General features: G+C 62.3%; 13 protein-coding genes. 8 read left to right on the top strand and 5 right to left on the bottom strand.

Annotated elements, in window-relative coordinates:
• Positions 1 to 80 precede the first annotated feature (80 nt).
• Positions 81 to 1,781 (top strand): urease subunit alpha, encoded by a 1,701-nt coding sequence (gene ureC, locus D7241_RS14190; RefSeq protein ID WP_408102048.1) that lies wholly within the window; start codon positions 81 to 83, stop codon positions 1,779 to 1,781.
• 433 nt (positions 1,782 to 2,214) lie between these two features.
• A complete protein-coding gene (locus tag D7241_RS14185; protein ID WP_408102047.1) occupies positions 2,215 to 3,687 on the top strand; it encodes an NCS1 family nucleobase:cation symporter-1 in 1,473 nt (490 codons plus the stop codon).
• On the opposite strand, the gene D7241_RS14180 is transcribed toward D7241_RS14185, so the two are convergent.
• Positions 3,684 to 3,950: a DksA/TraR family C4-type zinc finger protein gene (locus D7241_RS14180; protein WP_255977446.1), complete on the bottom strand. Its 267-nt coding sequence runs from the start codon at positions 3,948 to 3,950 to the stop codon at positions 3,684 to 3,686. The two genes, D7241_RS14185 and D7241_RS14180, sit on opposite strands and share 4 nt — an antisense overlap.
• Positions 3,951 to 4,257: 307 nt before the next feature.
• On the opposite strand from D7241_RS14180, the gene D7241_RS14175 reads away from it, so the two are divergent.
• Positions 4,258 to 4,977 (top strand): TorF family putative porin, encoded by a 720-nt coding sequence (locus D7241_RS14175; protein ID WP_408102046.1) that lies wholly within the window; start codon positions 4,258 to 4,260, stop codon positions 4,975 to 4,977.
• Positions 4,978 to 4,990: 13 nt separating this feature from the next.
• On the opposite strand, the gene D7241_RS14170 is transcribed toward D7241_RS14175, so the two are convergent.
• The 3 genes from D7241_RS14170 to D7241_RS14160 all read right to left on the bottom strand — a co-directional run bounded on the left by D7241_RS14170 (position 4,991) and on the right by D7241_RS14160 (position 8,028).
• On the bottom strand, positions 4,991 to 6,142 hold the full coding sequence (locus D7241_RS14170; RefSeq protein WP_408102045.1) for an MFS transporter: 1,152 nt from the start codon (positions 6,140 to 6,142) through the stop codon (positions 4,991 to 4,993).
• 52 nt (positions 6,143 to 6,194) lie between these two features.
• A complete protein-coding gene (locus tag D7241_RS14165) occupies positions 6,195 to 7,058 on the bottom strand; it encodes an oxaloacetate decarboxylase (RefSeq protein WP_408102044.1) in 864 nt (287 codons plus the stop codon).
• Between the two features lie 97 nt (positions 7,059 to 7,155).
• The gene (locus D7241_RS14160) at positions 7,156 to 8,028 is read right to left on the bottom strand and encodes a DMT family transporter (protein ID WP_408102043.1); all 873 of its coding nucleotides are present in this window, start codon (positions 8,026 to 8,028) and stop codon (positions 7,156 to 7,158) included.
• Positions 8,029 to 8,347: 319 nt separating this feature from the next.
• Between D7241_RS14160 and D7241_RS14155 the strand changes: the two genes are divergently transcribed.
• The 5 genes from D7241_RS14155 (at position 8,348) to D7241_RS14135 (ending at position 11,771) form a co-directional block, all read left to right on the top strand.
• Positions 8,348 to 8,830 carry a GNAT family N-acetyltransferase gene (locus D7241_RS14155; protein ID WP_408102334.1) on the top strand — a complete coding sequence of 161 codons (483 nt, stop codon included), beginning with the start codon at positions 8,348 to 8,350 and terminating at the stop codon, positions 8,828 to 8,830.
• A gap of 165 nt (positions 8,831 to 8,995) precedes the next feature.
• Positions 8,996 to 9,496 carry an urease accessory protein UreE gene (ureE, locus tag D7241_RS14150; RefSeq protein WP_255977457.1) on the top strand — a complete coding sequence of 167 codons (501 nt, stop codon included), beginning with the start codon at positions 8,996 to 8,998 and terminating at the stop codon, positions 9,494 to 9,496.
• Positions 9,493 to 10,170 carry an urease accessory protein UreF gene (locus D7241_RS14145; RefSeq protein WP_408102042.1) on the top strand — a complete coding sequence of 226 codons (678 nt, stop codon included), beginning with the start codon at positions 9,493 to 9,495 and terminating at the stop codon, positions 10,168 to 10,170. The genes ureE and D7241_RS14145 overlap by 4 nt, the downstream gene beginning before the upstream one ends.
• 232 nt (positions 10,171 to 10,402) lie before the next feature.
• The gene (ureG, locus tag D7241_RS14140) at positions 10,403 to 11,017 is read left to right on the top strand and encodes an urease accessory protein UreG (protein WP_255977462.1); all 615 of its coding nucleotides are present in this window, start codon (positions 10,403 to 10,405) and stop codon (positions 11,015 to 11,017) included.
• Positions 11,018 to 11,198: 181 nt separating this feature from the next.
• Positions 11,199 to 11,771: a HupE/UreJ family protein gene (locus D7241_RS14135; protein ID WP_408102041.1), complete on the top strand. Its 573-nt coding sequence runs from the start codon at positions 11,199 to 11,201 to the stop codon at positions 11,769 to 11,771.
• 97 nt (positions 11,772 to 11,868) lie between these two features.
• Here the strand turns inward: D7241_RS14135 and amn are convergent, their stop codons facing one another.
• On the bottom strand, positions 11,869 to 13,341 hold the full coding sequence (gene amn / locus D7241_RS14130) for an AMP nucleosidase (RefSeq protein ID WP_408102040.1): 1,473 nt from the start codon (positions 13,339 to 13,341) through the stop codon (positions 11,869 to 11,871).
• Positions 13,342 to 13,391: the final 50 nt, after the last annotated feature.

The raw sequence follows: 13,391 nt of genomic DNA, 5'->3' as shown, positions 1-13,391 counted from the left end.
AGCGCCAATCAGCCCCTCTCCCTTCGGAAGAGGGTTGGGGTGAGGGCAAATCAAATGCAGGGACCGGCCAAGGAGCCCCGATGAAGATCAGCAAACAAGCCTATGCCGACATGTTCGGCCCCACCGTCGGCGACAAGGTGCGCCTGGCCGACACGGAGCTGTGGATCGAAGTCGAGAAGGACTTCACCACCTACGGCGACGAGGTGAAGTTCGGCGGCGGCAAGGTCATTCGCGACGGCATGGGCCAGAGCCAGCTGTGCGCGGCCGATGTGGTCGACACAGTGATCACCAATGCGCTGATCGTCGATCACTGGGGCATCGTCAAGGCTGACGTCGGGCTCAAGGACGGCCGTATCGCCGCCATCGGCAAGGCCGGCAACCCGGACATCCAGCCGGACGTGACCATCGCCATCGGTGGCGCCACCGAAGTGATCGCTGGCGAGGGCATGATTCTCACTGCGGGCGGCATCGACAGCCACATTCACTTCATCTGCCCGCAGCAGATCGAAGAAGCGCTGATGAGCGGAACCACCACCATGATCGGCGGCGGCACCGGACCCGCCACTGGCACCTACGCCACCACCGTGACGCCCGGCCCTTGGCATATGGCGCGCATGCTCCAGGCCGCCGAGGCCTTCCCGATGAACATCGGCTTCACCGGCAAGGGCAATGTCTCGCTGCCAGAGCCGTTGATCGAACAGGTCAAGGCCGGCGCCATCGGCCTCAAGCTGCACGAAGACTGGGGCACCACCCCGGCGGCCATCGATAACTGCCTGTCGGTGGCTGACCAGTACGATATCCAGGTGGCGATCCACACCGACACGCTCAACGAATCCGGCTTCGTCGAAACCACTCTCGGCGCGTTCAAGGGCCGCACCATTCACACCTACCACACCGAGGGTGCGGGCGGCGGTCATGCGCCGGACATCATCAAGGCTTGCGGCTTCCCCAACGTGCTGCCCAGCTCGACCAACCCGACCAGGCCGTTCACGCGCAACACCATTGACGAGCATCTGGACATGCTCATGGTCTGCCATCACCTGGACCCGAGCATCGCCGAGGACGTGGCCTTTGCCGAAAGCCGCATCCGCCGTGAAACCATCGCTGCCGAGGACATCCTCCACGATCTCGGCGCCTTCTCCATGATCAGCTCTGACAGCCAAGCCATGGGCCGCGTCGGCGAGGTCATCACCCGCACCTGGCAAACCGCCGACAAGATGAAGAAGCAGCGCGGCGCCCTGCCCGGCGACGGCCCGGGCAACGACAACTTCCGTGTCAAACGCTACATCGCCAAGTACACCATCAACCCGGCAATCACCCACGGAATCAGCCATGAAGTCGGCTCCATCGAAGTCGGCAAGTGGGCCGACCTGATTCTCTGGCGGCCGGCGTTCTTTGGCGTCAAACCAACGCTGATACTCAAGGGCGGCGTCATCGCTGCGAGCCTGATGGGCGATGCCAACGCCTCGATCCCGACGCCGCAGCCGGTTCACTACCGGCCGATGTTCGGCAGCTACGGCGGCAGCCTGCACGCTTCAAGCTTCACCTTTATCAGCCAGGCCGCAGCCGAGGCCGGCGTGCCGGAGCAATTGGGGCTCAGGAAGAAAATCGGTGTGGTGAAGGGCTGCCGGACGGTGCAGAAAAAGGATTTGATCCATAACGACTACACACCGCAGATCGACGTCGACCCGCAGAATTACCAAGTGAAGGCGGACGGCCAACTGCTCTGGTGCGAGCCGGCCGAGGTGCTGCCGATGGCGCAGCGGTATTTTTTGTTCTGACAGCGATCTCTGCTCAGGCTGCCCTTTGGTGGTGGGCTGAAGCCCGCCCTACGCTCGTCTGGGCGCAGCGGTAAGACGGCGCTCCGCTTCAGCTGTAGGGTGGGCTTCAGCCCACCGCCGCAGAGTGACGTTGGATAACGTATTTGTGGTGGGTTGAAACCCACCCTGCAAAGAGACGAAGAGCAAGCCCGCCTCACCACAGATCGAGCCAGGCACCTCGTTGGGGCATTGCGGGCGCTCGCGCTGCATGACAGGGCGAAGCTGTCACAACACGCTCACATAATTTTTCAACATCTGGCGGGCCGTCTAGGCTTCTAGTCAGGAAGACGATCCGAGCCTGTAATCGTCATCCCCTCTCCACGGGCTGTGCCGTACGCGGAACAAGAACTGCATACACAAATGCCACCTTGTCTTGCATACAAAGGGCACATCGATGAACCACGACGACTTTCAGATCAAGCAGATCGACCCCAGTCTGCACAACGCCGATCTGGCGCCGCTTCACCCGGCGAAGCGCAAATGGGGCTGGTTCGAAATATTCAACGTCTGGTCCAACGATATCCAAAGCCTGTTCGGCTACACGCTCGCCGCCACCCTGTTCATCAGCTACGGCCTGAACGGCTGGGCGGTGCTGGCTGGTATCGTGCTGGCCGGCTTCATCGTCATGGGTTTGGTGCAGCTGACCGGCAAGCCCAGCGTCAAATATGGCATCCCGTTCCCGGTCATGGCACGCGCCAGTATGGGCGTTCGTGGGGCGAACTTCCCTGCAGTGGTACGCGGCATCGTGGCGATTTTCTGGTATGGCGTGCAGACCTACTTCGCCTCGACGGCGGTAGCATTGTTGATCCGCACGCTGATCGGACCTGGCTCGGACGCGACGCTGCTGGGCCTGACTGCCATCGACTGGCTCGCTTACGTAATCGTTTGCGTATTCCAGGTAGCGCTCTTCGTGCGTGGCGTGGAATGGATCACGCGGTTCCTTAATTGGGCCGGCCCGCTGGTCTATCTGGTGATGATCGCGATGATGATCGCCATCTGTTACCAGGCCGGGCCGGGCCTTGCGGGCGCGCTTGGCACCATTTTCAGCGGCACCGGCAATTACGACGGTGGCCCGCTCGTCGCGTTCGCCACGGTGGTGGGCACCATGGTCGCCTACTTCGCGGCGGTGGTGATCAACTACGGCGATTTCGCCCGCTTCGTGAAGAGCGAGCGGCAGATGCGCATCGGCAACTTTCTCGGACTTCCGGTGAGCCTGGCGATCTTCTCGCTGATCGCTTTGGTGATCACGGCCGGCACTGTGGTGGTGTTCGGCGAGACGCTGACCAACCCAACCGATATTGTCGCGCGCATCGACAATGTCGGCTTGACCCTGATCGCGGCCGTGACTTTCTTCGCCGCCACGGTGGGCATCAACCTGGTCGCCAACTTCATCCCACCGGCTTACGACATCGCCAACCTGGCGCCGGCTCGTATCAGTGCGCGCACCGGCGGCTTCATCACCGCGGCTATCGCGTTCTTCATCGGCGCATTGTGGGTATCGTTCATTAGCGCGGTCGGCATCGCCGCGTTCGTCGATACGCTCGGCGCCGTGCTAGCGCCTCTATACGGCATCATCGTGGCCGACTATTACCTGGTTCGCCGGCAGCGGCTGGACGTTCAACAGCTGTTCTCGGCCGAGCCGGGCTCAACTTACTATTTCAGCGCTGGCTGGAATCGTAAGGCGATCTTAGCCTTCGGCGTCAGCTCGCTGTTCTCAGTCGCTTCGGTATGGACGCCCGGCCTGGAAAGCCTCTCGGGCTTCGCCTGGTTGCTCGGTGCGCTGCTTGGTGGCGTGGTCCATTACTTATTGATGCGCAAGCAGCCATTACCGTCGAGCGCGGCACCCACCCTGACGCCGCATGGCTAACGCAGCTGGCTGTCCTTGCTGCCACGGCGGTTGTAGCCGCTGAACTTCGCTTCGTGCTTGTCCTGCTCCGTCTGGCACGCCACGCAGAGTCGCACGCCTGGAACCGCCTGCCGGCGTGCCTCCGGGATCTTCGCGCCACACTCTTCGCAGTGCGTCAGGCTTTCTCCTCGGCCCAATCGGCTACGTGCACGCTGAACGGCATCTTCAATGGTGCTGTCGATCTGCTCCTGCACAGCACCTTCGTTTGCCCAACCAGTGGCCATTGCAACCTCCTACCTGCCTCGCGCAGTTCATCAATGTTTCAGTGGATTGGAACTGCAGCGGCGGCAGCCGTTCAGTACCACGCCAGGCCATCGGCACCATTGCGAGTCGCCAACTAATCGGCACCGCCTGTCGTTTACTTGGCGTCAAAACGACGAGCGGAGCTCGACAGGCGAGCGCATGAACTACCCTTCCAGCCGATCGATAAGCAAACCGATCCCGACACCGCGTTCAGATGCTCTGAATCGGGGCTTGCCTAGGTAGTCGCCACTGATCGCCTGATAACAATATCCGCCAGTGAAACGGTGTATGAACAAGAAACTCCTGATGGCGTTGATGCTCGGCCTGGGCGGATGCGCCAGCCAATCGGAAGTCCTCGAGCGCGAGGTCGGACAGTTCGATCTTAAACTCGGCACGGCACCGACCCGAAGCATGGCGCAGGGCCTGGTCAGTCCGACCGCCGCGAGCACCTTCCGCGGCGGCCTGGATCTCACCCATGCCAGTGGCTGGTATGTCGGTCAATGGGCACCGAGCATGGGCATCCTCGAAGGCAACCAGCTGGAGCTGGACAACTACATCGGCTACGCCCAGCAGCGCTTCGACGACGCACCGGGGTTCGAACTGGGTGTGATTCGCTACAGCTTCCCCGAACTCGAAGACTGGGATCGCCACGAATACTATGCGGGGATCAATCTGGCCGGTAGTCGCCTGGGCGGGGCGCTGAGCAGCTCGCCGGGGCGCACCGACAGCACGCTGTTCCTGGAATTGGGATCGGTTCGGCCATTCGATGTCGGGGTGCGCCTGAAATACGCCAGCCATTCGATGGACAGCCCGATGTATCACATCGGCGGCAGCGTGGAGGTATTCAACGACTGGTCGCTGAATCTGTCCCGCCCGCTGCTGGGCATGCAACTGGACCTGTCCTACAGCGATTCCAGCCTGAGCGGACCGCAATGCGGCGTCTACTCCGGGCAGAACGCCTACTGCGAGGGCTTCGTGATGCTCAAGGCCGAGCGTTCGCTGTTCTGAAGCTGATGCGCCGTTAGCGAAGCCGCATCCGCGCGTGGAGCACGGCCAGCAGGAACGCCGCGGCGGCAAAGCCGTAGAGCAGACTGAGATTGCCGCCCTGGTATAGCCAGGACCCCAGCACCGGGCCGGTGGCCATTCCCATGAAGCGGAAGAAGTTGTAGCTGCCTACGGCGGTGGCGCGATTGTGCTGGTACAGATCCATCAGCAGGCTGGTCTGCACCGGCAGCGACAGCCCGAGGAACAGGCCGAACGCGCTGACCGCCACGACTAATGCGGCAAGCGACCACTGCGCGACACCGAGAAACAGCAACAGACTGAGCGCGTTCAACGCAGCCGTCGTCACCAGCATCGGCTGCGGTCGCCAGCGCCCCAGTAGCCGACCGCCGAGGAAGCTGCCGACCACTACGGCGATCGACAGCGGCAGAAATACCAGCCCCTTCTCACTGGCACTCAGGCCATAGGTGGTATCGAGGACGCGCGGCATGAACACCAAGTAGTTATAGAAGGCGTAGTACTGCACGAAGCTCAGCAGCATGATCGCCAGGCCTGGGCGGTTGCGCAGTACATCGAGATATTCGGCGGGATGAAAAGCTTTTGGAGCTCCGCCTGCAGGACGCGTCTCCTGCAGCCAGATCGCATTAGCCAGCAGCGCAACGCCACCCACCACGGCCAGCAGCAGAAAGACGTAGTGGAAATCCACGTGCTCGCCGATGAAGCCGCCTACCACCGGGCCAACCACCGGCCCCAGCGCCACCATCATTTGGAACGAGCCCATCGCCCGTCCGCGAGCCGCGCCTTCGAAGCGGTCGCCGATGACCGTGACCGCCACCACCGCTCCCGCGGCGATGCCCACCGCCTGCAGCGCGCGAAACACCAGCAGCGTCTCGATATTTGGCGCAAGAAAGCAGCCCAGCGAGGCGATGATGTACACCACCAACCCAATGAGCAGGATGCGCTTGCGCCCGCTGCGATCGACCACCGGCCCATAGACGATCTGCATAACCGCCAGCACCAGCGTGAAAATGGAGATGCTGAGGTTGATCAGAAACGGCGTGGTCTGCAGCGCCGCTCCCAACTCCGGCAGGATCGGCGCATAAACCGTCTGGGTGAAGGGTCCGAGAAACGCGGCGAAAGCCACCATGAAGGTCAGCAGGCGTGGACTCATCGGATCTCCATTAACGGTGGCGGCAGTGCGGTGGCTCTGAGCGCAGGGGTGGTTATTCCTTGACCTGCATGTATTCCTCGGCCCAGACCATGTACTCGTCGGCGGTGGAATATTTCACCGACAGCTGCGAAGCATTCAGATCCGACGCGTCGATCTGGCGTTGCTCGCGCAGGCAGTCGTAGGTCGCCTTGATCGCGGCGAAGTAGGCGGCGTGGCCGTTGACCACGATGCGCACGCCGAGGGCGGCCAGCCGCTCATTGTCGCGCAGGCGCGGGTTGCCGTAGGTGACCAGCATCAGCGGTACGCTGAGCTTTGCGGCAACCTGCTCGAGCTGCTCGAAATCTTCGATGCCAACCAGGCAAATGCCGTCGGCCCCGGCCGCCTCGTAGGCCTGCACGCGGGCGATCACTTCTTCCAGGCCGATTACTCCGGCATTGGTGCGAGCAATGATGCTCAACTCGGGATCGATGCGCGCCTCGAGCGCCGCACGGATCTTGCCGACCGCCTCGAACATGCCGATCAGGTCGGTGGACTTACGGCCGAATTTGGCCGGCAACAGAGTGTCCTCAATGGTCAGCGCAGCGATTCCGGCGCGCTCCAGCTCGACCACGGTGCGCATTACATTGAGCGCATTGCCGTAGCCGTGATCGGCGTCAGCGATGATCGGCAAGCGCGATACGCGACCGATACGGGTGGCCTGCTCGACGAATTCGCTGAGGGTGATCAGCGCGAAGTCCGGCGCCGCCAGTACCTGAAGCGAGGCGACCGAGCCGCCGAGAATGCCGACTTCGAATTCGAGATCGGCGGCGATACGTGCGGACATCGGATCGAATACCGAAGCGGTGTGGTAGCAGCGGTCCGAGGCCAGAAGCCGACGAAATTCGCTGCGCAAGGTGTGATGAGAAATTCGTTGCATGTTTTTCTACCTGATAAAGCGCACGCAAGGGCCAGTCGCCCTCGTTCGGTCAAGTGTTGGAAGCCGCGCGGATGGCCCAACGGCACATCCGCGTATTTCATATCGGTGGTCGTGGCTGGCGGCCCTGTACATAGGCCATGACCAACCCGCTGGCGATAATGATCCCCATGCCGACAATCGCGCCGAGATCCGGCACGTGGCCAAAGGCAATCAAACCCACCACTCCAGCGAAAATAATCTGCGAATAGGTAAACGGCGCCAGAGCAGCCGCGCTGGCAAAGCGGAACGCATTGGTCAGCAATAGATGGCCGCTCATGGCCATGGCGCCCAGTGCCGCCATCATCAGCGCGTCATGCAGCGTCGGCGTCTGCCAGTTGAAAATCACCAGCACACTCATCACCAGGCTGCCCACCAGGCTGGTGAGGAAGTTGCTGGTCACCGGGTGATCGGTGGCGCTGAGCCGGCGCGTAATTAATTGATAAACGGTAAAACTCAGCGCCGCGCTGAACGGCAGCAGAATCGCCGGGGTGAATAGCGCACCGCCGGGCCGCACGATGATCATCACGCCGAGCAAACCGCAACCCACCGCGAACCACTGACTGCGGCTGACGCGTTCGCCCAACAATGCCGAGGCGATGGTCACTAGCAACGGCGTCAGGAAGATGACCGCGGTGGCCTCGGCCAGCGGAATGTAATGCAAACCGCTGATGAACAGCATGCTCACGCAGACCAGGCTCAGCCCGCGACACAGCTGCAGCTTTGGGCGCAGCGTATGGAACACGCGGCGACCCATGCGCGGCGTGAAAAGCGTGAACATCAGAATCGTCTGCGCCATGTAGCGCGCCCAGATCACCAGAAAGACCGGGTAGAGCTGCGTCAGGTACTTGGACAGCCCATCGTGCGTGGCGAGGATCATGCACGAGAAGAGGATGAGCAGGACGCCAAGCAACGGCTGGTGCGAGTTGTTCAAAGGGAGAACCGCGACGATAGGTAGCAACCTAACCATTATGCCTACAAATCGGCATCACGTCAGTCGTCACGTTCAATGAACCAACCAGGCGTCGAATGGGAAAAGCGTTAGCGCTGCGCTATATGCGCTAGGGGAATCTTCACGACATCGTCAGGCTCGAGCTCATCAAGTACCTGCCGGCTCCGCACCGCGAATTGGCGGCCCTCCGTCGGCTGGCTCACCATTTGGCAACCAATCGCGTATGATCGCCGGCCCTTCGCGGGCCGCTTTGGCGGCCCGAGTCCGTTCGAGTTTTTTTCAAATGTTCAAGTTGAGAGCGATGCAGGTACGCGATATTCCTGCCGTGATGTCGATTCAGGAAGAATCCTACGCCGCCGAAATCCTCGAAGACGAAGCGGTGATCCGCGCCCGCCTCGCCGCCTGCCCTCAGTTGGCCTGGGTGGCCGAAGATGCCCTTGGCGTCTGTGCCTATCTCTTCGCCTATCACTCACGCGTAGGCAAGGTGACTCCGCTGGATGGCGCATTCCAGCGCCACGATGAAGCCGACTGCCTGTATCTGCACGACCTCGCCGTCTCCCGTCGCGCCAGCGGTCGTGGCATCGGCCCGGCGCTGGTGCAGAAAAACCTCGAGCAAGCCAAGACCCAGCAGTTGCGTTATTCGGCGCTGGTTTCCGTGCAAGATTCGGAAGCGTTCTGGTCCCGCCTCGGCTATGCCGCGCACACCGAGCTGGAGCAACCGCAGGCGAGCAACCTCGCTAGTTATCAAATTCCCGCGGTTTACATGGTGCGAGCGCTGCACTGATTCGCACCAATATGATGCGCTACGGCGCCACGCGCACCATGGCGAAACAGCACGAGCCCCATTTTCACGCATTCCGTACTGCCGGAACCCGCATGACGCATCCGTCACACAAGGTTGGCAAGGGCCTTGCTCTGCTTGTACCCATTGGTACAACCGGAACCGCCCATGCTGGTCATTCATCAACGCACTGCCCCACAAGCTCACTTCGACGCCGAACTGGAATTGACCTACGAGGCGCGCAGCAAGTCACGCCTGCGCTGCTTCACCACTCAAGGTGAAGACGTCGGCCTTTTTCTCGAACGCGGCCAGCCGCCGCTGTGCGACGGCGAGCTCCTGCTGGCCGTAGACGGCCGCGTCGTTGCAGTGCGCGCGCGGCCCGAGCAGTTGCTACATGTCACCTGCGCCAGTGCCTTCGAGCTGACTCGCGCCGCCTATCATCTGGGCAATCGCCACGTCGCGCTGCAAGTCGGTGACGGCTGGCTGCGCCTGCTCGACGACTACGTGCTCAAGGACATGCTGCTGCAGCTCGGCGCCAGCGTCGAAGCCCTCGAAGCGCCCTTCCAGCCGGAACACGGCGCCTACGGTGGTGGCCATCACCATTCCCATGCCGGCGAAGCCGAATTCAGTTACGCGCCGCGCCTGCACCAGTTTGGTGTGCGCACGTGAATCCGGCTGCGTTCGCATTGCTGCGACTTGCAAGCCCGCAGCTGCCGATTGGCGGCTACAGCTACTCCCAGGGCTTGGAAATCGCCGTGGAACGTGCCTTGGTGCATGACGAGCCCAGCGCCCGCCGATGGCTCGCCGACCAGTTGCTGCTCAACCTGGCTCGCTTCGAAGCACCGCTGTTGCTGGCCCATTGCGAAGCCGCCGCAGCCGAAGACTGGCGCGAGCTGGAACACCTGACAGCGCGCCATCGCGCCAGCCGTGAAACCCGAGAGCTGCGCCTGGAAAGCCGGCAGATGGGTTACTCGTTGAAGCAGCTGCTGAACAACCTGCCGGAACTGGACGACGCGGCGCGGACGCTATTCGAACGCATCGAGGAACCCGGACTGGCGCTGGGCTGGGCGCTCGCCGCTCGCGCCTGGAGCATCGCCCCGCAAGATGCGCTCGGCGCCTGGCTCTGGGGCTGGCTGGAGAATCAGTTGGCGGTGCTGATGAAAACGCTGCCGCTGGGACAGCAAGCGGCCCAACGGCTGACGTCCGAATTGCTGCCTACGCTGCAGCGGGCACAGCGCGAGGCGAGCGATATCACGCCGGAACATTGGGGCAGCGCCGCCTTCGGGTTCGCGCTGGCGAGCATGGCGCATGAGCGTCAATACAGCCGGCTGTTCAGGTCGTGATTACCCCGATTGTAGGAGCGAGCTTGCTCGCGAATGGGCAAGAGCAGGCCCCCCTTGTGCGTCTGACCCGACGCAATCTGATACGCCTGCCATGGTTGTTGCGGCGCCCCGAACATCCGTCGCGCGCAAACCCGGTTCGCGAGCATGCTCGCTCCTACCAAAACCTAATTGCGAGAAAACCGTACACCGACGCGCCCCCGCTGAGTGCAGCTTTCAAAAGAGGAAACAGACCATGAACACCCAACCCCTGCGTGTCGGCATCGGCGGCCCGGTCGGCTCAGGCAAGACCGCGCTGACCCTCGCCCTGTGTCTCGCCCTGCGCGAGCGTTACAACCTCGCAGTAGTAACCAACGACATCTACACCCAGGAAGACGCCCAGTTTCTGGTGCGCAACGAGGCCCTGGCACCGGAACGAATCATCGGCGTTGAAACCGGCGGTTGCCCTCACACGGCAATCCGCGAAGACGCCTCGATCAACCTGGAAGCCGTCGACCAGCTCAACCGGCGCTTCCCTGGCCTCGACCTGATCATCGTCGAATCTGGCGGCGACAATCTTTCCGCCACCTTTAGCCCTGAACTGTCCGATCTGACCATCTACGTGATCGACGTCTCGGCGGGCGACAAGCTGCCGCGCAAGGGCGGGCCGGGCATCTGCAAGTCCGATCTATTGGTGATCAACAAGATCGATCTGGCGCCAATGGTCGGCGCCTCGCTGGAGGTTATGGACCGCGATACCCGCAAGATGCGCGGTGACAAGCCCTTCGTGTTCAGCAACCAGAAGGTCGGCCAGGGGCTCGACGAGATCATCGCTTTCATCGAGAAACAGGGAATGCTCAGCGCCGCCTGACCCATTTGATCTGCTCGCAAAGTGGCCGAGATCCGCTCGAAGAGCTTCGCCAGCAAGCTGCTCCTACAACAACCACTACTGGCCTGTAGAGGCGAGCTGGCTCGAAGCGGGTGTGCCGGGCTTCGCAATAACAGCTTGGCGTTCCCTAGCCACCTTCCATGCAAAACCAGAGGAAAACCGCATGAACCTGCAAAGAATTATTGTCACGTCCGCCCTGCTGCTCAGCCCGGCATTGGCTTTCGCCCATCCCGGTCACGATCACGCAGGTCTGATTTCCGGTATCGCCCACCCGATCTTCGGTCTCGATCATTTACTGGCAATGATTGCTGTCGGCCTCTGGGCGGCCCAGCAACAAGGCAAGGCGCGCTGGGCGCTGCCGTTGACCTTCGTCGCTACCATGCTGCTCGGTGGTCTGTTCGGTTTTGCAGGGATCGAAATTCCCTTGATGGAAACCGGCATTGCCGGCTCGGTATTGGCGCTCGGGCTGCTGGTAGCGCTGGCGGTACGTCCGCCGCTGACGGTTGCAGCGGGACTGACCGCACTGTTCGCACTCAGCCATGGCGTGGCTCATGGCCTGGAACTGCCGGCGCTGTCCAGCCCCTGGGGCTATGCGGCCGGCTTCGTTGCAGCCACCGCCGCGCTGCATACCGCCGGCTACGCCATCGCGCGCAACCTGCCGCTAGCGGCCGCACCATTGGTGCGAATCGCTGGCGCCGCCTCGGCATTGACCGGTGCCTGGCTGCTGGCCGCGTGAAACGGCGACAAGACACTCGCTTCTAGTGGCGATGCGAACGAAGCAGAAAGCCCGAGTTTTTCTCGGGCTTTCTGCTTTCCATGTGTGCCGTTTGCCGCTAGCGGAACGGCGGCTCGTCGAAGCTGCGCAGTTTGCGTGAATGCAACGAGTTGAGCTGATTGCGCAGCAGATCGAGCGCGGCGATGCCGATCTTCAAGTGCTGGGTCACGGCGCGTTCGTAGAACGCGTTGGCCGAGCCCGGCAGCTTGATCTCGCTGTGCAGCGGCTTGTCCGAGACGCATAGCAACGTGCCGTAGGGCACCCGCAGGCGATAGCCCTGGGCAGCAATGGTGCCGCTTTCCATATCCACCGCCACGGCACGCGAAAGGTTGATCAGCGGTCGCTCCTGTGCCCAGCGCAATTCCCAGTTGCGGTCGTCATAAGTCAGCACGGTGCCGGTGCGCAGGCGCTTCTTCAACGCCTCGCCCTTGTCACCAGTAACCTGCGCGGCGGCTTCCTGCAGCGCTTGCTGCACTTCAGCCAGCGCCGGCAGCGGAATGTGCGGCGGCAGCACGCGGTCGAGAATGCCGTCGCGGCGCATATAGGCGTGGGCCAGCACGTAATCACCGATCGACTGCGACTGCCGCAGCCCGCCGCAATGGCCAATCATCAACCAGCAATGGGGGCGCAGCACGGCCAGGTGATCGGTGATGTTCTTCGCATTCGACGGACCGACGCCGATGTTGACCAGGGTGACGCCGTCGCCATCGTCTGCGTGCAAGTGATAGGCCGGCATCTGGTAGCGATGCCAGACCACGCTGCCGATGATCGCCTGGGCTTCGCCCTCTTCCATACCTCGCTCGATGACCACATTGCCCGGCAATACCATGCGCACGAAGCGGGTATCGTCGCGCAGCATGTCCAGGCCGTGGCGGATGAACTGGTCGACATAGCGGTGGTAGTTGGTCAACAGAATCCATGGCTGCACGTGGCGCCAGTCGCTACCGGTGTAATGCACCAGCCGGCGCAGGGAGAAATCCACCCGCGCGCCGTCGAACAAGGCCAGCGGGTAAGGGTCGGCGTGCTCCCAATCGTACAGCCCATCGGCGATGTCATCGGTGGCGGCGGACAGATCGGTGCTGGGGAATACCCGCGCCAGCTCCGCGGCGGTCACACCAGTGCCGGCGAGCTCGTCGCCCTGCTCGATGACATAGGGATAGGGAATGTTGCGGGCGCTGATGCCGACCTCCACCTTCACGCCGAAGTCCCGCATCAACGGTCGCAACTGGTCGAGCAGATAGCTGCGAAACGCCGCCGGATGGGTCACGGTGACGCTGTAGACACCCGGCGCCTGCACCTTGGCGTAGGCACGCGTGGAGGCAGGCACTTCGCCATGGCATTCGTAGGTCAGGCGCAACTCGGGATAGCGGAACAGCGCGCGCTCGGCTGCGCTCGGCTCCTCACGCGTCTTGACGTAGCGCTTAAGCGCCTGGTTTAGCGAACGGGTGGCTTGCTGATGCAGCTCGGCAAGGTAGTCCACGGCCGCTGCAGCGCAGGTGGCAATGCGAAAGGTATCGCCGGCTAGATTCATGATGGGCTTCCTTGTTCAGTCGTTGAAGCCATCTTGCCTGCTGCTTGATG

The sequence above is a fragment of the Stutzerimonas sp. VN223-3 genome (assembly GCF_045999685.1).
Lineage (GTDB): Bacteria > Pseudomonadota > Gammaproteobacteria > Pseudomonadales > Pseudomonadaceae > Stutzerimonas > Stutzerimonas stutzeri_AR.
The sequence above is the reverse complement of the archived record's forward strand: the minus strand, read 5'-3'. Positions and strand labels throughout refer to the sequence as shown.

Excerpts from the sequence above, each read along its gene's own strand:
- ureE (WP_255977457.1), top strand. The coding sequence starts at position 8,996 with ATGCTGGTCATTCATCAACGCACTGCCCCACAAGCTCACTTCGACGCC.
- D7241_RS14180 (WP_255977446.1), bottom strand. The coding sequence starts at position 3,950 with ATGGCCACTGGTTGGGCAAACGAAGGTGCTGTGCAGGAGCAGATCGAC.
- D7241_RS14135 (WP_408102041.1), top strand. The coding sequence starts at position 11,199 with ATGAACCTGCAAAGAATTATTGTCACGTCCGCCCTGCTGCTCAGCCCG.
- D7241_RS14165 (WP_408102044.1), bottom strand. The coding sequence starts at position 7,058 with ATGCAACGAATTTCTCATCACACCTTGCGCAGCGAATTTCGTCGGCTT.
- D7241_RS14185 (WP_408102047.1), top strand. The coding sequence starts at position 2,215 with ATGAACCACGACGACTTTCAGATCAAGCAGATCGACCCCAGTCTGCAC.
- D7241_RS14170 (WP_408102045.1), bottom strand. The coding sequence starts at position 6,142 with ATGAGTCCACGCCTGCTGACCTTCATGGTGGCTTTCGCCGCGTTTCTC.
- ureC (WP_408102048.1), top strand. The coding sequence starts at position 81 with ATGAAGATCAGCAAACAAGCCTATGCCGACATGTTCGGCCCCACCGTC.
- D7241_RS14175 (WP_408102046.1), top strand. The coding sequence starts at position 4,258 with ATGAACAAGAAACTCCTGATGGCGTTGATGCTCGGCCTGGGCGGATGC.
- ureG (WP_255977462.1), top strand. The coding sequence starts at position 10,403 with ATGAACACCCAACCCCTGCGTGTCGGCATCGGCGGCCCGGTCGGCTCA.
- D7241_RS14155 (WP_408102334.1), top strand. The coding sequence starts at position 8,348 with ATGCAGGTACGCGATATTCCTGCCGTGATGTCGATTCAGGAAGAATCC.
- amn (WP_408102040.1), bottom strand. The coding sequence starts at position 13,341 with ATGAATCTAGCCGGCGATACCTTTCGCATTGCCACCTGCGCTGCAGCG.